Source organism: Agromyces larvae (assembly GCF_022811705.1).
Lineage (GTDB): Bacteria > Actinomycetota > Actinomycetes > Actinomycetales > Microbacteriaceae > Agromyces > Agromyces larvae.
In genome coordinates, this window is record NZ_CP094528.1 from 1,934,769 (window position 1) to 1,951,451 (window position 16,683).

The following is a 16,683-nucleotide window of genomic DNA, read 5'->3' on the forward strand; positions in this document are numbered from 1 at the left end:
TGGAGCCCTCGGCGGGATTTGAACCCGCGACCTCGCCGCGCTAGCGCGCTCTACCGTACTGAGCTACGAGGGCTGTTCCGGCTTAGAAGCCGGTCTGTGCGCCGGCGGCAGCCGCGAGGGCGCCACCGGTCTGCGAACGGATCAACGCGACGACGGTCGCGTCGAGGCCGGTCGCGGCGGTGATCTGCTCGTCCGAGAGGCCGAGCCCGATCAGGCCCTTCGCCTGCTCGGCCGCGGGGTTCGCGGCCGTCGGGGTCGCCGCGGCCGGGGTGGTCGGCGCGGCGGGTGCGGCGGCCGCGGGGCCGCCGACGAGCGCGTCGATCTGCGAGAGCTTGCGGATCGCGTACTGGTACGTCTTCGGCGGGAAGCCACCGGTCGGGGCCTTCGGACCGTAGCCGGTGAAGGTGGCGGTGAAGTCGTCGCCCTTCTCGGGCTTCGCCCCGGCCGCCTGCACCGCGGCGCGGAACGCCTTGAGCTGCGCACCCCACCCCTTGATGTAGATGGCGCGCAGGCCGTCGTCGTCCTCGTCCTCAGCGAGCGTCGTCTGGATGGTGACGACGATCTGCTGCTGGGGCAAACCGTCGTCCCAGAACTGCGGCTTGCCGGTGCCGAACTCCGTCTTCTGACGGGTCGTGACCTCGGTGATGACGCCGGTGATGGTGTCGCCGGGGTTCTCGAACTTGGCGGACTTGGTGCCGCCGGAGAGCAGGCTGTCCAGGTTGTCGATGCTCATGATGTTGTCCTCGTTTCCTTGTCTGCCCTAGCCGAGGAGTTCGGCGAGGGGGTCGTGATTCGCCACTGCGGGGCGCAGTGCGATGTTCTTGGTCTTCGACTTGCGAGCGTGCATTCGATCGCACTGGCGACATGATCGTCCGCCCCATTCGCGAAGCCGGGTGTTTTCGGGTGTGTACGCGTGTCCACGCTTGCACGCTTCCTGACCCTTGAATTGGTTCGCTCGCACTCTCCGGGAGTTCTCCTCGATCGTGACCGGATCCATGTGCCAAGGGTTGACGCAAGGCGGGTTGTAGCAGAGGTGGTCGATGGTCAGGCCCTCCGGGATGGGGCCTCTCAGGAGCTCCCACGCAACCCGGTGCGCCTTGAGCATCCGCCCCCCTGAATTGATCTGCCCGTAGCCGCGGCTCAGAGAGCCAGCCCACTCCCAGCACTCATCGACGCCAGCGGGTCGAACTTTCTCCCAGAAGCGCTCGGTCAGCGGTCGGCGTCCGTTGTGCCCCTTCACGTAGTTGGTCTTGGTCTCCTCGCCGCAACCGCAAGCGCATGCGCCCATTAGCCGATCAACTCCTCGAGGCTCCGCGCCTTGGGCCGGAAATCCTGGAATCTTTGGCAATCCCAGCAACCCGGTGCTCGGTCGAGCCCGGAGATCCAGATGTCGCGCGCCTCGGGTGAGATCGCGGCGATGGCGTCGAGCTGGGCGGCGACCCGGCCAGCGTGGGCGAGCGTGTCGATGGCCTCCTGCTCGTCGTAGTCCATTTCCCACCAGACGGCCTGGTTCAGGGAGATGGCGTTGCGCGGGAGGAAGCTGATCGCGACCCGCTCGACCTTGTGGCCCTGCATCGCGTAGCCGCGCCCGTAGAGATGTGCCTGCTTCCGGTAGACGGTCGACGGGGCTCGCTTGGCCTTGGTGAGGGTTGACTGGCCGACGAGCTTGTGGTCGACGACGCAGTGTGTGTGGGTGTCGAACAGGTCGGACGTGCCCCACACCTCGGCGCCTGCGACCGTGCCGACCATCACGCGATGCTCGACGAGGTAGCGGCCGGGCTCGCGCCGCTGCAGTTCGCGGAGCTTGTCGCCGATGATCCAGTGGTTGACGCTGTCATCGAAGGCAGGCTCGACGTACTGGTGGAAGGCGCTGCCGATGAACGGCAGCCACGCATCGGCGTCCTCGATCTGCTCCCAACCGGCCAGCTTCGCGGCGAGGCAGTGAAGGCAGTCCGTCCCGAGTTCGGACGGCCCGATCATCTTCTGCTGCGTGCGCGGCTGGCCGATGATGGCGAGCCGGATGCGCTCGAAGTAGGCGGCCTGCGTGGGCGTGGTCATCGCGGGCCTACTTGACGACCACGCGCGGCGCGCCGTCACGGTAGTAGGCGTCCAGCACGGCGGGTGCGAGGTGCTGCTTGATCGCCTCGGTGTCCAGCGCCGCCTTGTAGAGGTGCGGGTTCGACTCGGCGGGGAACTGGCTCGCCAGCGCCGCGGTGTCGAGCCGGCGGTTCGTCTGCACCTGCACCTTCCACGGGCCGACCGCGTGCGAGCCGTGGCCCAGGGCGCGGAGCGCGTCGTCGATGAGGGTGAGTCGCTGGCTGATCCGGTCGGCCTGCTCGCGCAGCACCGCCCGCTCGTTCAGAAGTCGCTCAGTTTCCATGTTCCGCCACCCTCTCGTCTCCCGCAGCGCCCCGTAGTGTAGCGCTGACTTTGCTAGATGATCCGCACGCCGCGGGGGTCGCCCCCCGCTTCAGCCTCCTTGGGAGTCCACCTGCTCCGGACATCGTCTCTCCCCTCTCTTCGGTTTGTGTGTCGCTCTCTGCGACATCTCAAACGCTACAGAATTAGCTAGCTAATGTCCAGCATTTTCTGGAGGAAATCCGGCTCCCCCTTCGGGGGTCGCGTCAGGCGTCCTGCTCCGGCGCGGCGAACACGAGGGCGCTGATCCGCTTCGAGATGTAGATGGTGATGAGCGGCGCAGACGCCGATAGCACCACGCCGATGACGGCCTGCCAGTTCGTGAAGGCGAAGTCATCCCCCCACTCGGCGATCGTGTGCGCCGCGTTCGCCAGCACGAGGACGCACGAGAACGCCCACATCGCCAGCATCGCGACCTTCCCCGAACCGCCTCGCGACCGGGTCACGAGGTAGTCGACAGTGGAGAAGATCGCCAGCAGCTCCAACGCGCCCGGCACGATGAACGCCAGAGCCGGGATCGGCAGCATCATCCACTCGGCGACCGCGACCGTCGTCGCGTACGAGATCGTGAACGCCGTTGCCAGCACCACGCCCGCGATCACCAGTACTAGCCGCAGCACGCCCTTCGTGTCCGGCTGAATGCGGCGGGCGCGCTTCTTCTCCTGCTCGGCGCGCCGAGCCGCCGCCTCCTCGGCGATCTTCGCCTCGATGCGCTGGGCATTCGTCTTCCGGCCGGCGCGTTTCTTCGGGCGCGCGGGGGCTGCTCTCGGCGCGGGGGCCGGGGCGGGCGCGAGACGCGCCGGCCCGACGTCCGGCACCTCGACCGGCATCGCGTCGTAGATCAGTTCTGCGGTAGTGCTCATGCTTCCTCCTTGAGTGCTTCGATGGCGATGCGATGGACGTCTGAAACGATGTCGGCGGGAGCGATCGCGCCGACGTAGGGTGCGGTGGTCTCGTAGATGGCGGCAAGCGCCTCGCGCCTTCTCTCGCTCAGGACGTGCTCGCGGAACGCCTCGAGCGAGTAGTCGCGCCCCTCCAGCACCTGCTCCTCGCGCCAGGCGATGTACTGCTCCACGGATCTCAGGTCGGTCATGCGGTGGTGTCCTCCATCTCTTCGATTCTGTCCTCGGGCACCCACAGTCCGAAACTGTCGTACCATGCCGCCTGAAGGTGCCGCCTCGAGGTGCTGTGCGCCTCGATGTAGGTGTAGTGCCCCAGCCAGATGCGGTAGCGCTTCATCGCTCCTCCTTGGTCGGCTTGAAAGCGTTGATCGCGGCCAGCTCGTCGTTGATCGACGGACGCTCCGCGACTCGCCAGCCCTCGCATCGACCCGCGATGAACGTGCGCAGGTCTTCCTTCACCGCCTCCTTCGATGCGAGGGCCGTGAAGTCCTCGATGGTGTAGATGTCCTGTGAGAGCGAGTTGCACGAGCACCCCGACCCCGACGCGATGAAGTAGCGGCGACGCGACGGCGAGTACCAAGCGACCCACGTCGTCCAGTCGTAGCCGCCGCCATCGTCGAAGTCGGCCACACGCTGGAAGTCCTCGGTGCCGGGGATTTCCAGGTAGATGTGCGGGTAGAGCGGGTTGCTCTGGGTGTCGTTGTACTTGCGCTCAGGCATGGTCTTCCTCCTTGGTCGGTTCAGGGGTACGCGGGGTGACAGGGGCGGGCCGGTCTTCGATCGCGCCTTCCACGAGCCGCAGGATGCACTCGGCGTGGAAGTCGTAGTGCCGGTGCTGCTCGTGCGCCTCGACGCCGCTCATCCGGCGCTTCCGGTTCGGCGGGGGCCAGACCACTTGGTGCGCTCCGTGACCTTGTGGGCGATGAACCCGTGCGTGATCGAGCCCATCTCGTCGGGCTTCGCCTTGGGGATGATGCCGTCGCACAGGTCGCAGACGGTCAACGGCTCGCGTCTGCGCGCTCATCGTTCGTTCCCATCGGTCGGGGAAGCGGGGGCGGTGCCGAGGTCGTAGACGTGGAACACGACCGCACCGTGGTACGCCTGGAACGACCCCGCGTACCGTCCGCTCGCGGGCGCAGGGTGCCCGGTGCCAACGACGGCGAAGTTCAGCACGGCATGGTTCAGGAACGCCACCTCGGGGTCGTGCTCGAACCACAGGTGCGGGTGCCCGTCTTGCTCGGCGACGTACACGATCCGCGCTCTGAGGTCGGTCACACCGGGGATCGTCTGGCGCTCGGCGGCCACGATGCGATGCTTCCAGATCGTCTTGCTCATCGGTTCTTTCCTTCCTCGGGGGTGCCCTGCTTCATGTCGATCACGCGCCGCGCCCACGCCGCCGCTTCCTCGGGTGTTGCCTCGGTCGGCTCCTCAGGGGTACGGATAGCGGCGGCGTACCCGCGCAGGATCGCTATGAGCACGCGCATCTCCGCCGACTGGGGCGCTGCGTCATTCGACTGGGACGGCTTCACGAACGTGTCCCAGACCTCCTGCACCATGTCGTAGGTGACGTCGTAGCCGAGCGGGGCGACGGGGACGCGCAAGCGCTCCCGCTCTGCTGCGATGGCTTCCTCCACGAGCGGGAGGATCGCGTCGGCCACCTCACGCCCCGCTTCGAGGCCGATCGTCGTGGCGTAGAAGCCTGAGCCGATCAGGATGCCGCTCACCTCGTCACGGATGCGGTCGCGCAGGTCATCGGTCGGCATTGTCGGCTCCTCGGGTGGTACGAGCGGCTTCGAGAGCGACGCGGGCGAGCGGGTCACACACGCGCTTGCAGTCAGGGCACGAGTCGTAATTCCCCGGCTCGTCCTCACCGCCGTTGCACGTCCACCCCTCCACGTTGAGTGCACGTGCCGCCGCCTCGACCTCGGCGTCGGTCACCGGGCGGGACGCCTGCCACGATCGCTCGACACCCGCAGTCAGGGTGCCCGGTTCCAACTCCGTCCGCCCCTCGTCGCGCACGGTGATCGGCATGGACTCGATGCGGCCCCTGCCAGCCGCGAGCACGACGATCGGATGGTCGTACTCGATGCCGTAGGCGCGCAGGGCGGCATGGGCGGCATGGGCGGCGAGCTTGCCGGGACTGATCTTCCCGTGCAGGTTCTTGTTCCACCAGATGCGCAGCGGTTCGGTGCTCATCACTCGGCCTCCTCGGGTGCCCAGACGACAGTGAATGTCGCGTGAGCAGACCAGACGACTCCGCTCGCTTCCCGGTAGAAGTCAGCCGTGTCATCGTCAGCCAACTCGATCCAGAACCCGCCGTGCGTCTTCCTGAACACCTCGGGCGGATAGCCCTCGTACTGGCGCAGGATGATGGTGCCCGCCCGCGCTTTGAATAGGTCTTCGAGCCTCATCACTCGGCCTCCTGCTCGATCTGTGTGGCGTCGAACCACTCAGGCGTGAACGTCGCTGCGAACGCGAACACCTCGTTCGGGGTGAAGGCTCCAGCGTGCAGCATGGCCTCAACTCGCAGTTCGGCCCGAACCCTATCGAGCGCTTTCACCGCTCCCCGCCGCTCAGCAGCAGCAAGCTCGGACGCCAGCAAGCGATCGAACGCCGCTTGTACCTCGGGCACCAGTTCGATGACCACGGCTCGCGGAAGAGGATTCAGCAGGTGATCCACCCAGAGGTCTCGCAGTGCGTCCGTCGTCGGCGTGTACTCAGCCACGGTCGGCCTCCTCTCGCTCGGCTTCCCACCGCTTGAGCGCGTCAGCCTCCACCCATGCGTTGTGCTCAGCGATCCATTCGGGATCAAGAGCGTCGGCGGCGCGGCGGAGCGCGAAGGCTGCTTCCCTGAGTTCTTCCCCGATGACACGCTGTACCTGTGCTCGCAGGGCATCCTCGTCCACGGTGATCGTGATGTGATTCGGCGTCTCAGCCACGATCGGCCTCCTCTCGCTTCTCGGCGGCACGGGCGCGGAGCCAGCCGGTCACGCCGCCCTCGTATGGGTGCGGGACGACTGCGAACTCATCCGCCGCCTCTTCGAGCACTCGCGCGTCGTGCTCAGCGAGGATGCGGGCACGAACCTCGGAACCGGCGGGGAGGATGCCCGCGACGCGATCCGGGTCGGCCCGGACACCCGGCGCGAGCAGCCGCAGCGCCGCCTCAATCTGCGCGGCGAGAGCGTCACGCTGCTTCACGAGCCGCGCGATGTGCTCACGCTGCTTCTCGGCAGTCTCACGCAGCAGTGCGTCACCGACCTTCAGTGCGTCCACTTCGGCATCTGTGACCGGGCGGGACGCCTGCCACTCGGCACCGGCCACGAATGCGTTGCGCTCGACGTACATCATGTACGTCTGCTGGGCTACGGCTTGTGCTTCGGTGCTCATCACTCGGCCTCCTGCTCGATACGGTCGGCGCGGTGTGGGTTCTTCGGGAGCAGAGCGAGGGCTTCCCCTTCCGGCACCTCCACGTCGTATGCAGCGCGGTAGAACGCCTGCCGCGCCGCGTCGCCCTCGTCCCATGCTTCGGCCTTCACGTCCGCGAGGATGCGGGCACGAACCTCGGAATCGGCGGAAAGGATGCCGTAGACCACGTCGTGGTCGGGCATCGAGCCGCACAGCGACTTGTCGAGAGCCTTGTCGGCCGCCTCGATCTGCGCGGCGAGAGCGGAAGCCTCTCGCTTCTCGGCACGCGGATGCCACTCGTCCCCGGCGATCCGGGCCCGCTCGTCCGCCCGCACCCTGTCGTCGTGTTCCGCGAGGATGCGGGCACGAACCTCGGAATCGGCGGAAAGGATGGCGAGGAGCTCTTCGGCCTTCCCCGGTCGATGGGCAGCGAGCCAAAGGTCGCGCGCCGCCTCGATCTGCGCGGCGAGAGCGTCACGCTCCCGCAGCACCGCTCCGTATCGACGGTTCGCCTTACGATCCGGCCTGCCAACGATCAACAGTTGACGGTTCTCGGCTTCGAGTTCGCGGATGCGGGCCTCCTGCGCTTCGAGAGCGTCGCGCAAGCGGCGGATGGTGTCGTGAGCGCTCCCGGCGTGGTGCGCGATCGTGGCCGCGTCGATCCAGCCTTCCGCCTCGCTGATCAGCGCCTTGATGTCGGTCATGCGGCCTTCTCCCTTCGATTGGTGTGTCTCGGAACCCGGCCCAGCAGGCGGGTCAATTTCAGGTTCATCGAGGAGAACTCACGCACCTCCTCCTTCGTCCAGCGGTAGCCGAAGTGGCGCACCACCGTCTCATCCCGCAGCCTCGCGATCCGGCATATCTCCGACATCGGGTAGCGCTGCTCGATCAGTTCCGCCGCCACCGCCAGCCGCTCATCGAGCGGGCTCAGATCACGAAGCCGCTGCTGCGCGAAGCCGAGGCGCTTCTTCGCACGATCCGCGGTGCGCAGCGACACGTCGAACCTCTTCGCCACATCAGCGGCCGTCGAACCCGACGCGAACATCTGACGGGCCAGATCGTCGTCGATCATGTAGACCGGCGGTCGGCGCGCCTCCAGCAGCTCGCCGGCATTCCGGCGCCACCGGCTGTAATGCGCGTTGCACATGCCGCGCCCGTGGATCGGCCTCGAGCAGCCGTCGACGACGCAGGTCTTCTTCACGTCCGCCATCCTAACCTCACTTTCGAGCCATTAGCTAGCAATTCTGAGTGATGCGCTCATCTGCCACGCCTTCTCAATGAGCGTCTCCATCGTCTGAACGTCCACGCTGCCGCGCATCAGCAGCTTCACGTGCTCGAACTCGCCATGCTCGCGCGTGCGGCCCTGCCGGAAATACCGCGCAAGAGCCTGCTCGTTCGCCGACGGGTTCCCCGGCACCTCGTTCAGCCAGATCACCTTGCTGCAGGCTGTCTGCAGCCCGTCGATCCCCGTACCCATCGACTGAATGGTGCCGACGAGGTAGCGCACCTCGCCCGCGATGAACCGCGCCTTCAAGCTCTCCCGCTCGCGCTCGCTCAGGTCACCCGTGTACGCCTCGGCGGCGTAGCCGGCCATCCGCATCCTGTTCGCCACGAACTGCGCACCGATCTTCGAGTCGGTGAAGATCCCGACCTGCTGGCCCGCCCAGTAGTCGACGAGCCCGCGCAGCGGCTTCAGCTTCGCACTCGCGGCGTTCGAGGCGAACGTCACCCGCCCGTCAGCGCCGTAGCTGAGCTCAGCGATCGCCACCTGGCGGAGCCGGATGTACAGCGTCGGCGGCAGGTCGACCACTAGCGGCATGTCCTCGCCATCCCAGCCCTTCACCCACGTCAGCAGGTCTTCCTCGAGGTCTGCGATCTGAGCGGCCTGCTGCGGCGTCGGGTCGCAATACACGACCTTCGGCCCCGGCGGCTGCTCTTCGTTCTCCCGGCGGATGTAGCACGGCAGGCTCGCCGCGAACGCACCCGGCACCTTCTCCCCCACGACCTTCGTGATCGGCGTGCCGCGCGGGGTCTTGAGCGGCTGCTTATTCTTGCCGAGCACCGGCTCCAGCGCGATGAACTGCGCCTGCCAGCGATTGAACGAGGTCTCCACCCATGGCTTCCCGGTCGCGGGGTTGATCTTGCCGTCCCAGAGCCAATCCCCGACCGCCCACATGTTCGCCGGCGAGTTGCCGAACCACGTGCCCGACATCGCCACCTTCCAGTCGGTCGTGATCGAGTGGAAGGTTTGGAACCCGTTCGACTTCCGGTTCGAGATCAACTGCACCTCGTCGAATACGAGGAGGTCGAGCGGCTTCTTCATCTTCCGCCGGAAAGTGTTCAAATGCACCGACTCGGTGAGTCGGATCGGCTCGGCGGCGGGGCCGATAGCGCCCTCCTTGCGCTCCCGCAGGATCAGGTCTCCGGCCACGACGCCGGAGGCCGGATCGTCCTTCTTCGCCCGCTTCCACTGCGGGGTGCCGTCATCCTCGAACGCGGGCCGGCTCTCCCAGTCCTGGCGCATGAGGTACTGCGAGCCCGAGAAGTAGAAGCCGGGCTCGCCCGCGAGGAAGTCAGCGAACGCCTGCTTGCCCGCCTTGGTCGAGTCGATCCGGCGCAGCGTCACCTCGCCGTCCGACTGCGCGTCGATGCGCTCGGCCCACTGCTTGAACGTGCCGACGAGCCCAATGAACAGCACTCGCTCGAACGGGCCGCGCAGCGCAATCTCGGTGCCGAGAAGGGTTTTCCCGTTACCCGGCTGCGAGCCGATCAGGGCGGAGTGCGTCGGCTCGGCGAGGACGCGCTGAATGTCGTGCTCCTGCTGTGGTCTCGGAGTGAGCTTCATGCTGTTCTTCGCACCCTTCTGTGCTTGATTGCGCTGATGTGCCCCTCGCTCACGCCGACGCACTTGTCGACACTCACGCGGCCACCGCTCTATCCGCGCCCTGCGCGAAGTCGTCGAACGTGTCGAGGTCGGCGGGCAGGATCGCGAGCGTCGCGCCCGTGGCCGGGTCTTCGATGCGGATGCCGCGCGCCTCGAGGAACGCCCACGCGCCCAGCTCGTTGCACTGCGACCACCGCTCGAGGCGGCGCTCGAGGTAGTCGATTTCCGAGGGGGTCAGCGGGGTGTCGCGCGTGGCGGGGAGGGTGTGCCAGGTCATGCGGGCACCTTCCGGTCGGTGTCGATGGGCTTTCTGAATTGCACGCGCTCGCGCGGCATCCAGAGGCGGCGGTCGGGGAATCTGTCGGGGATCACGGTGACGTGCGTGGGCGAGTCGGAAGCGTAGACCGTCGCCATCCCGCGCGGCGGCAGGTACGCTCTGCCGATCACCGCGCCGAGCCCTTCCGAGCGGCGCTTGCCGGCGGGGTGGCGGGCCATCGACTCTTCGCGGGTCATGCGAGGCCCAGCGCTTCCCGGAAGGGCTGGTCAGCGAGTGCGCCGTGAACCTCGGCGGCGGCGTCCACGGCCCAGTCTCGAATGTCCGGGTCGCCCTTGTGACTGAGTGCCACGAGGATACCCGCGAGTGCGATGTTCGTCGCCTTCTGCTGCTCGACGAGCGCGAGCGTCGCCTCGGCCTGCGCGATCTGCGCCAGCACGAGAGCGGGCACCTCGTGCTCGGTCTGCGGGGCCGTGATCGCCAGCGCGATCCGCTCGGCGGCGTTGTTGCGGTAGTCGGTCACGCCGCCACCCCCGCCGCATCGCGCGAACGCTCCACGTAGACCGCTTCGAGCGTGCGCACGTCGTCCCAGTCGCAGTTGCCGTCCGGCGCGCCGCAGCCGCAGCGCGGGTCGCCCATCAGGGCGTCGTGCAGATCGACCGGCCACGCCGCAAGGCGCACGATCCGATCTTCGAGGGTGCGCAGCGGCACCGTGCCGGGGTCGCGGTGCTCGGTCACGCCGCCACCCCCTGCGCGTCGAGCCACGCCAGCGCCAGCGCGTCGCGACCGCTCGCGAAGACCGCCGGTGCGTCGGGCTCGGCGTCCACCGTGGGCTCCAGCACCCGCTTGCCCGCGAGGTTCTTGCGGACGACGAACTCCACGCCGTCCACCGTGAGGACGCCGGTCTCCGGGTCGAAGTCGAACGCCTCCCCGTCCGCCACCACCGCGGGGGCGGCGGCGAAGCGTCGGCCCGACTCGATGGCGTCGTAGGCGGTCTTCGCCGCGGTCGTGTGCAGGCCCGCCTCCTTCTGCGCCAGCCCGTTCGAGCCGGTCACCCGCACCCCGCCCTCGAACGCCTGGTAAGCGGCGATGTCGCGGCGGATGCGGCTGGCCTCCACCTCCTGCTCGGCGAGGCGGTTGTGGCGCTCGAAGGCTTCCGCCTTCTCCTTGCGGTACTGCTCATCCGCGCGGGTCACCGCGTCGAGCAGGTGCTTCTGGTTGGTGGTCAGTCTGGTCATTTGCTGGCTCCTTGGTTCTCGTGGGGGGGCGTGGGGGTCTAGAGGCGGACGAACACGCCGCCCGAGGCGATCAGCAGCGCGCCAGCGGTATCGGGGACAAGGTACGCCTGCTCACCGACGGCGGTCTGGCCGGAGTAGATTTCGTTCTGGCCGCTGATGCTGTTCGGCAGCACGGTGGACGTGTGCGAGAACGACTGCCCGGTGGCCTCATCGACAACCGACACGTCGTAGGCGGCGGTGCCGGGACGGATACCCTTGGCGGCGTCGGCGCTCGTGTTCGTGATGGTCAGGGTGACGACGATGTAGTGGTAGCCCGCCGGGGCGGCGTCGTTGAACTGGTTCGTCTGCGCGATGTACTCGTTCGCCGGGTTCACCGTGAGCGCCGCCGTGGTGTCGTAGGTCGTGCCGTCGAAGCCGGTCGAGGTGATCGGCACGCCGACCGGCGCGGGATTCTTGATCGTGCCGAGCGCCGGGGCGGGCGGCTCGGGCGCGGGCTCGGGGGTCGGGTTGTCCTTCTCCGCCTGCGCCGCGGGCGGCAGCGGCGGGAACGTGGGCTCGGCGTCGGCCTTCTTCGGCAGGGTGCAGGCGGCCAGGCTCGCCGCAACGAGCGTCGCGACGGCGAAGGCGATGATCTTCTTCATGGTGTGGGTCTCCGTTCTGTCAGCGGTTGGTGGTGGTGCGTGCCGCGTTCACGGCTTCGAGGGCTTCGAGGATGGCGGTTGCGCCGGGGCATACGGTCGGCTCGGCGTACCACGTACCCCAGCGGGCGACGACCGCCTGCCAGAGCGTCATGCCGCCGTGTGCGGGGCTGACGACGAGGCCGCGCGCCTTCTCCCAGCGCTTCATGCGCTCGGTCGCCCAGTCGGGGCCTGCGGTGTCGTCCATCACCGCGAAGACCAGCGCGCGGGCCTCGGCGGACAGCGGCCGGCCGGTCGCGCCCCGCGCCCCGTCGAGCGCGGCCGCGATCTTGTTGAGGTCGTAGGTGCGGAGCGTCACGCGATCACCGCCCGCAGGTCGGCCACCGTGAGGCTCAGTCGCTCAGCACCGGGGGTCTCCGGCGGCAGGGTGTCGACGGGGTGGTCTCCGTACTCGAACCGATCCCACAACTCGAGGAACGCGCGGATGCGCTCGCGTGCCGCCTCGGCGTCGGCGGTGGTCATGCGTCTTCCTCCGCTCGGTAGGTGATGCCGTACTTGTTGTTTACCGAGTTCCAGCGGTCGGCCACCGCCTCGGCCTCGAACCTGCTCCGGTAGGTGCCCACGATGGCCTCCGGCTCTCGCGGACTCGTGATGGCGATCACCTGCCAGGTGAATTCTTCGGCGCGCTGCGCGCGGTCGGCCTCGATCGCCTCGATGATGAGCGCGCGCACGTCGGCGCGGGTCTCGAAGTCGTCGCGGGTGAGGCCGTCCGTGATGTCGGCGGCGATCTGATCGGCGGTCTTCATGGTCTAGCCCTCCTTCTCGGACTCGCGCCACTCTGCGGCGCTGCGGATGGCCGACTCGTCGTCGCCCTCGTGGATGACCTCGCGGCTACCCCAGGCATCCGCGAGGTCGCGGAGCATGCTCGGGATGTCGGAACCGATCAGCGCCCCGCCCCCGGTGCCGATTTCGTGGAGCAGCACGCTCGGCGTGCCGTCGTCGTCGTCGCGATGCACGTTGAGCGTGAACGGGGCTTCGGGCTCCTGCTCGGCATCCTGCGTGTCGATGATGATGCGGTAGCGCATGTCTAGTTCTCCTTCGGGGTCGTGGTGAGTGCGGCGAGGCGAGTGAGCACGCGCTCGGCGTGATCGAGGGTGTCGGGCTCGTCGCGCCACTTCCACGCATCCGAGCCGGGTTCGAGGCTGTCGAGGTTCGCGAGCCAAGACTCGGGGTCGGTGTACGGGATGTCCGCGGCGAGGCTCGCGCGGTACTCGCGCCGGATCGGGTTGGCCGGGTTCGTGAGGGGGCGGTCGAACTCGGGGCGGGGCCGGAACTCGCGCGGCTCGCCCGAGTAGTACGCATCCGCCGTGAGGTAGCGCGAGCTCGTGCGCTCGATCCACGGGTGGGGGTCGGCGGTCAGGCGGGCGTGCCTGCCGCTGCTGAACGGGGTCATCGTTTCTGCTCCGAGAGGTACGCGAGGATGTGCCGCGCCTGCTCGTCGTCGAGATGGATCGGCGGCTCGCCGGGAATCGCGAAGTACATGCACCCCGAAACGCGCGGCGTGTTCGCGTTCCACAGGTCGCGGAACTCATCTTCCTCCCCGTCGGGCGCGAACTCGGGTTCGGGCGCGGGCGCGTAGTCGTCCGGCTCCCAGCTTTCCCATGCGGCCTGGATGCCAGCGTGGACGGCGGCGGTCGCGATCTGCTTGACCGAACTCGACACCTCCGCCAGGCGTGCCGCGCGGAACGGCTCGCGCTTCGAGTAGTCGAGCGCGACCCGCACCGCGACCGCCTCGGCGTTCTCGTCCGTGGCGGGCGGTTCGATCAGGGCGCGGAGGGCGGCGGCGATCCTGGACGCGTGGCGGAAGTGCGGAGTGCCCGCCTTGGCCGCCTCGTCGTATCCCGCGAGCGCGGCGCGTGCGGCGTCCATGCGGGCGGTGTAGCTGGTTGCGGTGGTCATGGTCTTGTGCTCCCATCTGTCGGGTGGCTAGTGTGTGTCGTGCAGTGCTCCCCGCCCCGGCGGGGATGATCCGAGAGTCATTCGCAGTAGTGCCCTGCTCCCCGCCTTCGCGGGGATGATCCGGTTATCGGATTCAGGGGCAACCCTGTTCCCCGCCTTCGCGGGGGTGATCCGGCATCGTCTGCTCCCCGCCTCAGCGGGGATGGAAAGCCCCGGCCTCGGTCGGGGCTTTCTCATTGCGCCCCACGGCCTCCCAGAACTCTTCGACGGTCGCGGTCTGCACGAAGCCGGCGCGCGGGGTGAACTCGTGCGTGGCGTCCAGGATCGCCCGCACGTCGTACTCATCAGCGCGGGCGGTGCCGTTCGCCTCGATTGCGGCGCTGATCTGGGAGATTGCCTCCCGGTCGGTGCGCATTTCAGAACGTCCCTTCTCGAATGTCTGCGGTGCGGATGACCGCGCCGATGATGAGGCCGAGCGCGATGGACGCGAGCGCCCACGCGGTCAGGCCGGCGAGGGTCAGAAGGAGGGCGGTCATCGGGTGCCCTCCTTCGGGGCGTTGTGGCGGCGCTGCAACTCGCGAGCGTGGATTTCGCCGCGCTCGAACGCCTGCCAATCCGCGGGGTCGATCGCGGGCTGATTGATCGTCATGAGGCGCGCCCGGTCGATGGCGGACGCCTCGCGAAGCGCCGCCAGCGCGGCGGTCAGGGTGGCGTGCGCCTCGCGGGCGGTCGATCCGAGCGGGTTCGGCAGGAAGGAGGGGCGCAAGGTGTAGCGCTCGGGGTCGGGCGTGCGCAGCCATGCGACCCACGGGATGCCGGCGGTCGAGGTGCCCACGGCGACGCCGATACTCTCGGCGGGGCTGATGAGCCCGAGCTCTCGGGCGGGGATGGCGAGGTTATCCGCGACGGTCTGCACGTTGGCGGCGGTGAGGCGGCTCACAGCGCACGCTCCAGCAGCCAGAGCGCCCGCGCCTGGTCGGCGGCGGTCTTGTACAGGTAGTACGTGACGTCACCCTCGCAATAGCACGCGAGCGCGTAGGGGTGCGAGGCGTCCGGCAGGGCGCGCCCGTTGTCGCGCATGTCGTAGGTCGCGAAGAGCACGTAGGGCGCGCTCTGGTAGCCGTTCGACGGGGCGGGCTCGTGAATCTCGGCGGACGGGTGCAGGTTGCGCACCTTCGCGGCCCATTCGCCCGAGTCGGCGGGGGTGTGCCCCTTGGGCGACTGGCTGCCGTAGAGCGCGTGCTCTTCCGCGTGCTCGTTGAATCGCTGCCAGGGGCGCGGGCGGGTGGTGGTCTCGGTCATTTCGCGTGCCTTCCCTTCTTCGGGGTGGTGCTCGGTGCGGTGGGCTTGGTGGTGGTCGGTTCGGGGGTGCGAGCGGTTCGGGCTTGCTCGCGGCGGGTGGTGGTCGGCGGGGTGAAGGTGGCGCGGCGCTTCATCGGGCCTGCCAGATGATGCCGTGGGGGACGGTGTAGATCCGTCGTCCGTTGCGATACAGGGTGTATGTCGCCCAATAGCTCGAACGCGGGTTCGGGCGGTAGTCGTGCGTCACGGGGCCGGTCGTGATGCGGCGGTTCGCGCGCTTGCTCATCGTGCGCCCTCCTTCCGGGCGTTGAGCCATTCGAGCAACGGCAGCAGGTCGGTGCGCTCGTGGCTGGGGATGGTCGGGAACGCGGCGTGCAGCTCCTTCACGAGTGCGAGGCCGGCGCGATAGGTGATGTGCGGCGTACTGGCTCGGGAACCGGTGACCTCATCGGCGCGGTACGCGGCACCGGGCAGGCTCTTCGGCGGCGCTGCGGGGTCGCTGGGGACGTGATAGATGCTGTAGTCACCGCTCCCCTTCTTGACCAGTGCCCATTCGCCCACGCGGCGCGTGACGGGCCAGACGGACGGCGCGCCCCAGGTGTGCGGCACGGTCAGGGTGTCGGCGGTCACGCGGCGCTCCCCTCGGTGTGGGTGGTGCCGATGCCGTAGGTGGCGAAGAGGCGCAGGAGCCCGGCCTCTCCCCGGTGGGCGCGTGCCTTCCGGCGGCGGGCGGCGGCGCTGGCCTCCCGCATGTGGGCGTACTCGGTGAGGTCGGCGCGGCGCTTGTCGGCGTGCTCGGTGAACCGCGCGAGGCCGGCGGGCGTCATCCATCGCGCGGCGCGCGTCGGGCTGAGCGAGTCCGGGATCACGGCGGCATCGGCCCAGTAGTCGCGGGCGGCGGTGGCGTGGATTTCGGCGGCGCGGTCGTAATGGGCGGCGCGGCGGTCGTGCTGCTCGGGGGTGGTCAGGATCACGGGGTTACGCTCCGATCTTGTAATAGGCGCGGATGTCAGCCAGGCGGGCCGCGAAGGGGCGCGAGAGGGTCGACTCCTCGAGGGGGTCGAGCTGGCTGTGATGGCTGCCGATGTACCCCAGCATGCCGGGGTACGTGCTGATGGTCAGACCATCCCCCACGTTCATGCCGCTCTGGTCGGGCCGAACGTCGAGGATCAGGGCCGGCATGCCGTCGAAGAAGACGGCCTGACCGATGGTGAAGGTGGGTCTGGTGCTGAGCATGGGTGCCTTCTTTCACGTCGAGTTATCCACACGGGCCGATGAGCCGAATCTGTAGCCGTCTGCAAATCCGGCTAAAAACGACCTACATCGGGGTATCGCCTTGTTGGTATCTGTAGTCAATTATCTAGCTAATGACTCGCTATGTCAATCGGGTGTTTTCGGGATATCAAGCGAAATTAGCTCTATGTGTCACGACTCGAAAAATGTCGAACCGCGAGAACCCCGGAAATCGGGGCCTCTCTGAGACGTACTCTATACACTTACTAATTATGTATATATAAAAATACTAAGAAATAGCTAGCTATAGGGGGCTGATCTGAGGGAGTCGGCGGCTGTGGATAACTTTATCCACAGGCCACCTCGGCGGCCGTGAACCTCGGTGGTCGTGAACTTCACGAACTTCGGCGGTCATGAACTTCACGAACTT

At 67.9% G+C, this 16,683-nt stretch carries 39 protein-coding genes and 1 tRNA gene; all 40 read right to left on the minus strand.

All coding sequences use genetic code 11. The features are described from left to right. Positions 1–73, minus strand: a tRNA-OTHER gene (locus tag MTO99_RS09270). A gap of 9 nt (positions 74–82) precedes the next feature. Next, a complete protein-coding gene (locus MTO99_RS09275) occupies positions 83–733 on the minus strand; it encodes a hypothetical protein (RefSeq protein ID WP_243558632.1) in 651 nt (216 codons plus the stop codon). Positions 734–760: 27 nt separating this feature from the next. Then, positions 761–1,288 (minus strand): HNH endonuclease signature motif containing protein, encoded by a 528-nt coding sequence (locus MTO99_RS19160; RefSeq protein WP_354002523.1) that lies wholly within the window; start codon positions 1,286–1,288, stop codon positions 761–763. After that, entirely contained in the window at positions 1,288–2,058 is a 771-nt protein-coding gene (locus tag MTO99_RS09280; RefSeq protein WP_243558634.1) for a hypothetical protein, read from the minus strand. Before MTO99_RS09280 ends, MTO99_RS19160 begins: the two co-directional genes overlap by 1 nt. A 7-nt stretch (positions 2,059–2,065) precedes the next feature. After that, positions 2,066–2,380, minus strand: coding sequence for a hypothetical protein (locus tag MTO99_RS09285; protein ID WP_243558636.1), 315 nt, complete (start codon positions 2,378–2,380; stop codon positions 2,066–2,068). A 244-nt stretch (positions 2,381–2,624) separates the two neighbouring features. Beyond that, positions 2,625–3,281: a hypothetical protein gene (locus MTO99_RS09290; RefSeq protein WP_243558638.1), complete on the minus strand. Its 657-nt coding sequence runs from the start codon at positions 3,279–3,281 to the stop codon at positions 2,625–2,627. Then, entirely contained in the window at positions 3,278–3,493 is a 216-nt protein-coding gene (locus tag MTO99_RS09295; protein ID WP_243558640.1) for a hypothetical protein, read from the minus strand. The genes MTO99_RS09290 and MTO99_RS09295 overlap by 4 nt, the downstream gene beginning before the upstream one ends. A gap of 14 nt (positions 3,494–3,507) precedes the next feature. Next, positions 3,508–3,657, minus strand: a complete 150-nt coding sequence (locus MTO99_RS09300; protein WP_243558642.1) for a hypothetical protein — start codon at positions 3,655–3,657, stop codon at positions 3,508–3,510. Next, positions 3,654–4,040: a DUF7574 domain-containing protein gene (locus MTO99_RS09305; RefSeq protein ID WP_243558644.1), complete on the minus strand. Its 387-nt coding sequence runs from the start codon at positions 4,038–4,040 to the stop codon at positions 3,654–3,656. Before MTO99_RS09305 ends, MTO99_RS09300 begins: the two co-directional genes overlap by 4 nt. Beyond that, positions 4,033–4,182, minus strand: coding sequence for a hypothetical protein (locus tag MTO99_RS09310; RefSeq protein ID WP_243558646.1), 150 nt, complete (start codon positions 4,180–4,182; stop codon positions 4,033–4,035). The genes MTO99_RS09305 and MTO99_RS09310 overlap by 8 nt, the downstream gene beginning before the upstream one ends. Beyond that, positions 4,179–4,322: a hypothetical protein gene (locus tag MTO99_RS09315; protein ID WP_243558648.1), complete on the minus strand. Its 144-nt coding sequence runs from the start codon at positions 4,320–4,322 to the stop codon at positions 4,179–4,181. Before MTO99_RS09315 ends, MTO99_RS09310 begins: the two co-directional genes overlap by 4 nt. Positions 4,323–4,340: 18 nt before the next feature. After that, positions 4,341–4,655, minus strand: a complete 315-nt coding sequence (locus tag MTO99_RS09320; protein WP_243558650.1) for a DUF7352 domain-containing protein — start codon at positions 4,653–4,655, stop codon at positions 4,341–4,343. After that, on the minus strand, positions 4,652–5,083 hold the full coding sequence (locus MTO99_RS09325) for a hypothetical protein (protein ID WP_243558652.1): 432 nt from the start codon (positions 5,081–5,083) through the stop codon (positions 4,652–4,654). The genes MTO99_RS09320 and MTO99_RS09325 overlap by 4 nt, the downstream gene beginning before the upstream one ends. Beyond that, complete coding sequence (locus tag MTO99_RS09330; protein WP_243558654.1) at positions 5,070–5,516, minus strand: hypothetical protein; 447 nt, start codon at positions 5,514–5,516, stop codon at positions 5,070–5,072. The genes MTO99_RS09325 and MTO99_RS09330 overlap by 14 nt, the downstream gene beginning before the upstream one ends. Continuing rightward, on the minus strand, positions 5,516–5,731 hold the full coding sequence (locus MTO99_RS09335; RefSeq protein WP_243558656.1) for a hypothetical protein: 216 nt from the start codon (positions 5,729–5,731) through the stop codon (positions 5,516–5,518). The genes MTO99_RS09330 and MTO99_RS09335 overlap by 1 nt, the downstream gene beginning before the upstream one ends. Further along, positions 5,731–6,045 carry a hypothetical protein gene (locus MTO99_RS09340; protein WP_243558657.1) on the minus strand — a complete coding sequence of 105 codons (315 nt, stop codon included), beginning with the start codon at positions 6,043–6,045 and terminating at the stop codon, positions 5,731–5,733. The genes MTO99_RS09335 and MTO99_RS09340 overlap by 1 nt, the downstream gene beginning before the upstream one ends. Next, positions 6,038–6,259, minus strand: a complete 222-nt coding sequence (locus MTO99_RS09345) for a hypothetical protein (protein WP_243558660.1) — start codon at positions 6,257–6,259, stop codon at positions 6,038–6,040. Before MTO99_RS09345 ends, MTO99_RS09340 begins: the two co-directional genes overlap by 8 nt. Continuing rightward, positions 6,252–6,707, minus strand: coding sequence for a hypothetical protein (locus tag MTO99_RS09350; protein ID WP_243558661.1), 456 nt, complete (start codon positions 6,705–6,707; stop codon positions 6,252–6,254). The genes MTO99_RS09345 and MTO99_RS09350 overlap by 8 nt, the downstream gene beginning before the upstream one ends. Beyond that, positions 6,707–7,429: a hypothetical protein gene (locus MTO99_RS09355; RefSeq protein ID WP_243558663.1), complete on the minus strand. Its 723-nt coding sequence runs from the start codon at positions 7,427–7,429 to the stop codon at positions 6,707–6,709. Before MTO99_RS09355 ends, MTO99_RS09350 begins: the two co-directional genes overlap by 1 nt. Next, a complete protein-coding gene (locus MTO99_RS09360) occupies positions 7,426–7,926 on the minus strand; it encodes a hypothetical protein (RefSeq protein WP_243558665.1) in 501 nt (166 codons plus the stop codon). The genes MTO99_RS09355 and MTO99_RS09360 overlap by 4 nt, the downstream gene beginning before the upstream one ends. 30 nt (positions 7,927–7,956) lie before the next feature. Then, positions 7,957–9,633, minus strand: a complete 1,677-nt coding sequence (locus MTO99_RS09365) for a helicase-related protein (protein WP_243558667.1) — start codon at positions 9,631–9,633, stop codon at positions 7,957–7,959. Between the two features lie 10 nt (positions 9,634–9,643). Beyond that, a complete protein-coding gene (locus MTO99_RS09370; RefSeq protein ID WP_243558669.1) occupies positions 9,644–9,886 on the minus strand; it encodes a hypothetical protein in 243 nt (80 codons plus the stop codon). Continuing rightward, positions 9,883–10,122, minus strand: a complete 240-nt coding sequence (locus MTO99_RS09375) for a hypothetical protein (protein WP_243558671.1) — start codon at positions 10,120–10,122, stop codon at positions 9,883–9,885. Before MTO99_RS09375 ends, MTO99_RS09370 begins: the two co-directional genes overlap by 4 nt. After that, complete coding sequence (locus tag MTO99_RS09380) at positions 10,119–10,406, minus strand: hypothetical protein (protein ID WP_243558673.1); 288 nt, start codon at positions 10,404–10,406, stop codon at positions 10,119–10,121. Before MTO99_RS09380 ends, MTO99_RS09375 begins: the two co-directional genes overlap by 4 nt. After that, positions 10,403–10,621 (minus strand): hypothetical protein, encoded by a 219-nt coding sequence (locus tag MTO99_RS09385; RefSeq protein WP_243558675.1) that lies wholly within the window; start codon positions 10,619–10,621, stop codon positions 10,403–10,405. Before MTO99_RS09385 ends, MTO99_RS09380 begins: the two co-directional genes overlap by 4 nt. After that, positions 10,618–11,121 (minus strand): hypothetical protein, encoded by a 504-nt coding sequence (locus tag MTO99_RS09390; RefSeq protein ID WP_243558677.1) that lies wholly within the window; start codon positions 11,119–11,121, stop codon positions 10,618–10,620. The genes MTO99_RS09385 and MTO99_RS09390 overlap by 4 nt, the downstream gene beginning before the upstream one ends. Before the next feature lie 38 nt (positions 11,122–11,159). After that, the gene (locus tag MTO99_RS09395; protein WP_243558679.1) at positions 11,160–11,762 is read right to left on the minus strand and encodes a hypothetical protein; all 603 of its coding nucleotides are present in this window, start codon (positions 11,760–11,762) and stop codon (positions 11,160–11,162) included. Positions 11,763–11,781: 19 nt separating this feature from the next. Further along, a complete protein-coding gene (locus MTO99_RS09400; RefSeq protein WP_243558680.1) occupies positions 11,782–12,117 on the minus strand; it encodes a hypothetical protein in 336 nt (111 codons plus the stop codon). Then, positions 12,114–12,281 (minus strand): hypothetical protein, encoded by a 168-nt coding sequence (locus MTO99_RS09405; protein ID WP_243558682.1) that lies wholly within the window; start codon positions 12,279–12,281, stop codon positions 12,114–12,116. Before MTO99_RS09405 ends, MTO99_RS09400 begins: the two co-directional genes overlap by 4 nt. Further along, a complete protein-coding gene (locus tag MTO99_RS09410) occupies positions 12,278–12,565 on the minus strand; it encodes a hypothetical protein (RefSeq protein ID WP_243558684.1) in 288 nt (95 codons plus the stop codon). The genes MTO99_RS09405 and MTO99_RS09410 overlap by 4 nt, the downstream gene beginning before the upstream one ends. Positions 12,566–12,568: 3 nt before the next feature. Beyond that, on the minus strand, positions 12,569–12,844 hold the full coding sequence (locus MTO99_RS09415; protein ID WP_243558686.1) for a hypothetical protein: 276 nt from the start codon (positions 12,842–12,844) through the stop codon (positions 12,569–12,571). Positions 12,845–12,846: 2 nt separating this feature from the next. Next, positions 12,847–13,212 (minus strand): hypothetical protein, encoded by a 366-nt coding sequence (locus MTO99_RS09420; RefSeq protein ID WP_243558688.1) that lies wholly within the window; start codon positions 13,210–13,212, stop codon positions 12,847–12,849. Further along, positions 13,209–13,718 carry a hypothetical protein gene (locus MTO99_RS09425; protein WP_243558690.1) on the minus strand — a complete coding sequence of 170 codons (510 nt, stop codon included), beginning with the start codon at positions 13,716–13,718 and terminating at the stop codon, positions 13,209–13,211. The genes MTO99_RS09420 and MTO99_RS09425 overlap by 4 nt, the downstream gene beginning before the upstream one ends. Before the next feature lie 193 nt (positions 13,719–13,911). Further along, on the minus strand, positions 13,912–14,133 hold the full coding sequence (locus MTO99_RS09430) for a hypothetical protein (RefSeq protein ID WP_243558693.1): 222 nt from the start codon (positions 14,131–14,133) through the stop codon (positions 13,912–13,914). Positions 14,134–14,250: 117 nt separating this feature from the next. Beyond that, positions 14,251–14,658, minus strand: coding sequence for a hypothetical protein (locus MTO99_RS09435; RefSeq protein WP_243558695.1), 408 nt, complete (start codon positions 14,656–14,658; stop codon positions 14,251–14,253). After that, positions 14,655–15,020: a hypothetical protein gene (locus MTO99_RS09440; RefSeq protein ID WP_243558697.1), complete on the minus strand. Its 366-nt coding sequence runs from the start codon at positions 15,018–15,020 to the stop codon at positions 14,655–14,657. The genes MTO99_RS09435 and MTO99_RS09440 overlap by 4 nt, the downstream gene beginning before the upstream one ends. A 130-nt stretch (positions 15,021–15,150) precedes the next feature. Continuing rightward, positions 15,151–15,306 carry a hypothetical protein gene (locus tag MTO99_RS09445; protein WP_243558699.1) on the minus strand — a complete coding sequence of 52 codons (156 nt, stop codon included), beginning with the start codon at positions 15,304–15,306 and terminating at the stop codon, positions 15,151–15,153. Continuing rightward, on the minus strand, positions 15,303–15,650 hold the full coding sequence (locus MTO99_RS09450) for a hypothetical protein (RefSeq protein WP_243558701.1): 348 nt from the start codon (positions 15,648–15,650) through the stop codon (positions 15,303–15,305). The genes MTO99_RS09445 and MTO99_RS09450 overlap by 4 nt, the downstream gene beginning before the upstream one ends. After that, on the minus strand, positions 15,647–15,994 hold the full coding sequence (locus tag MTO99_RS09455) for a hypothetical protein (protein ID WP_243558703.1): 348 nt from the start codon (positions 15,992–15,994) through the stop codon (positions 15,647–15,649). The genes MTO99_RS09450 and MTO99_RS09455 overlap by 4 nt, the downstream gene beginning before the upstream one ends. Positions 15,995–15,998: 4 nt before the next feature. Beyond that, positions 15,999–16,256: a hypothetical protein gene (locus MTO99_RS09460; RefSeq protein ID WP_243558705.1), complete on the minus strand. Its 258-nt coding sequence runs from the start codon at positions 16,254–16,256 to the stop codon at positions 15,999–16,001. Positions 16,257–16,683 lie beyond the last annotated feature (427 nt).

What these genes read in the sequence shown, in the direction of transcription:
- MTO99_RS09275 (WP_243558632.1), bottom strand. Translation starts at nt 733, where the DNA reads ATGAGCATCGACAACCTGGACAGCCTGCTCTCCGGCGGCACCAAGTCC.
- MTO99_RS19160 (WP_354002523.1), bottom strand. Translation starts at nt 1,288, where the DNA reads ATGGGCGCATGCGCTTGCGGTTGCGGCGAGGAGACCAAGACCAACTAC.
- MTO99_RS09280 (WP_243558634.1), bottom strand. Translation starts at nt 2,058, where the DNA reads ATGACCACGCCCACGCAGGCCGCCTACTTCGAGCGCATCCGGCTCGCC.
- MTO99_RS09285 (WP_243558636.1), bottom strand. Translation starts at nt 2,380, where the DNA reads ATGGAAACTGAGCGACTTCTGAACGAGCGGGCGGTGCTGCGCGAGCAG.
- MTO99_RS09290 (WP_243558638.1), bottom strand. Translation starts at nt 3,281, where the DNA reads ATGAGCACTACCGCAGAACTGATCTACGACGCGATGCCGGTCGAGGTG.
- MTO99_RS09300 (WP_243558642.1), bottom strand. Translation starts at nt 3,657, where the DNA reads ATGAAGCGCTACCGCATCTGGCTGGGGCACTACACCTACATCGAGGCG.
- MTO99_RS09305 (WP_243558644.1), bottom strand. Translation starts at nt 4,040, where the DNA reads ATGCCTGAGCGCAAGTACAACGACACCCAGAGCAACCCGCTCTACCCG.
- MTO99_RS09310 (WP_243558646.1), bottom strand. Translation starts at nt 4,182, where the DNA reads ATGAGCGGCGTCGAGGCGCACGAGCAGCACCGGCACTACGACTTCCAC.
- MTO99_RS09320 (WP_243558650.1), bottom strand. Translation starts at nt 4,655, where the DNA reads ATGAGCAAGACGATCTGGAAGCATCGCATCGTGGCCGCCGAGCGCCAG.
- MTO99_RS09325 (WP_243558652.1), bottom strand. Translation starts at nt 5,083, where the DNA reads ATGCCGACCGATGACCTGCGCGACCGCATCCGTGACGAGGTGAGCGGC.
- MTO99_RS09330 (WP_243558654.1), bottom strand. Translation starts at nt 5,516, where the DNA reads ATGAGCACCGAACCGCTGCGCATCTGGTGGAACAAGAACCTGCACGGG.
- MTO99_RS09335 (WP_243558656.1), bottom strand. Translation starts at nt 5,731, where the DNA reads ATGAGGCTCGAAGACCTATTCAAAGCGCGGGCGGGCACCATCATCCTG.
- MTO99_RS09350 (WP_243558661.1), bottom strand. Translation starts at nt 6,707, where the DNA reads ATGAGCACCGAAGCACAAGCCGTAGCCCAGCAGACGTACATGATGTAC.
- MTO99_RS09355 (WP_243558663.1), bottom strand. Translation starts at nt 7,429, where the DNA reads ATGACCGACATCAAGGCGCTGATCAGCGAGGCGGAAGGCTGGATCGAC.
- MTO99_RS09370 (WP_243558669.1), bottom strand. Translation starts at nt 9,886, where the DNA reads ATGACCTGGCACACCCTCCCCGCCACGCGCGACACCCCGCTGACCCCC.
- MTO99_RS09375 (WP_243558671.1), bottom strand. Translation starts at nt 10,122, where the DNA reads ATGACCCGCGAAGAGTCGATGGCCCGCCACCCCGCCGGCAAGCGCCGC.
- MTO99_RS09390 (WP_243558677.1), bottom strand. Translation starts at nt 11,121, where the DNA reads ATGACCAGACTGACCACCAACCAGAAGCACCTGCTCGACGCGGTGACC.
- MTO99_RS09395 (WP_243558679.1), bottom strand. Translation starts at nt 11,762, where the DNA reads ATGAAGAAGATCATCGCCTTCGCCGTCGCGACGCTCGTTGCGGCGAGC.
- MTO99_RS09405 (WP_243558682.1), bottom strand. Translation starts at nt 12,281, where the DNA reads ATGACCACCGCCGACGCCGAGGCGGCACGCGAGCGCATCCGCGCGTTC.
- MTO99_RS09410 (WP_243558684.1), bottom strand. Translation starts at nt 12,565, where the DNA reads ATGAAGACCGCCGATCAGATCGCCGCCGACATCACGGACGGCCTCACC.
- MTO99_RS09415 (WP_243558686.1), bottom strand. Translation starts at nt 12,844, where the DNA reads ATGCGCTACCGCATCATCATCGACACGCAGGATGCCGAGCAGGAGCCC.
- MTO99_RS09420 (WP_243558688.1), bottom strand. Translation starts at nt 13,212, where the DNA reads ATGACCCCGTTCAGCAGCGGCAGGCACGCCCGCCTGACCGCCGACCCC.
- MTO99_RS09425 (WP_243558690.1), bottom strand. Translation starts at nt 13,718, where the DNA reads ATGACCACCGCAACCAGCTACACCGCCCGCATGGACGCCGCACGCGCC.
- MTO99_RS09430 (WP_243558693.1), bottom strand. Translation starts at nt 14,133, where the DNA reads ATGCGCACCGACCGGGAGGCAATCTCCCAGATCAGCGCCGCAATCGAG.
- MTO99_RS09440 (WP_243558697.1), bottom strand. Translation starts at nt 15,020, where the DNA reads ATGACCGAGACCACCACCCGCCCGCGCCCCTGGCAGCGATTCAACGAG.
- MTO99_RS09445 (WP_243558699.1), bottom strand. Translation starts at nt 15,306, where the DNA reads ATGAGCAAGCGCGCGAACCGCCGCATCACGACCGGCCCCGTGACGCAC.
- MTO99_RS09460 (WP_243558705.1), bottom strand. Translation starts at nt 16,256, where the DNA reads ATGCTCAGCACCAGACCCACCTTCACCATCGGTCAGGCCGTCTTCTTC.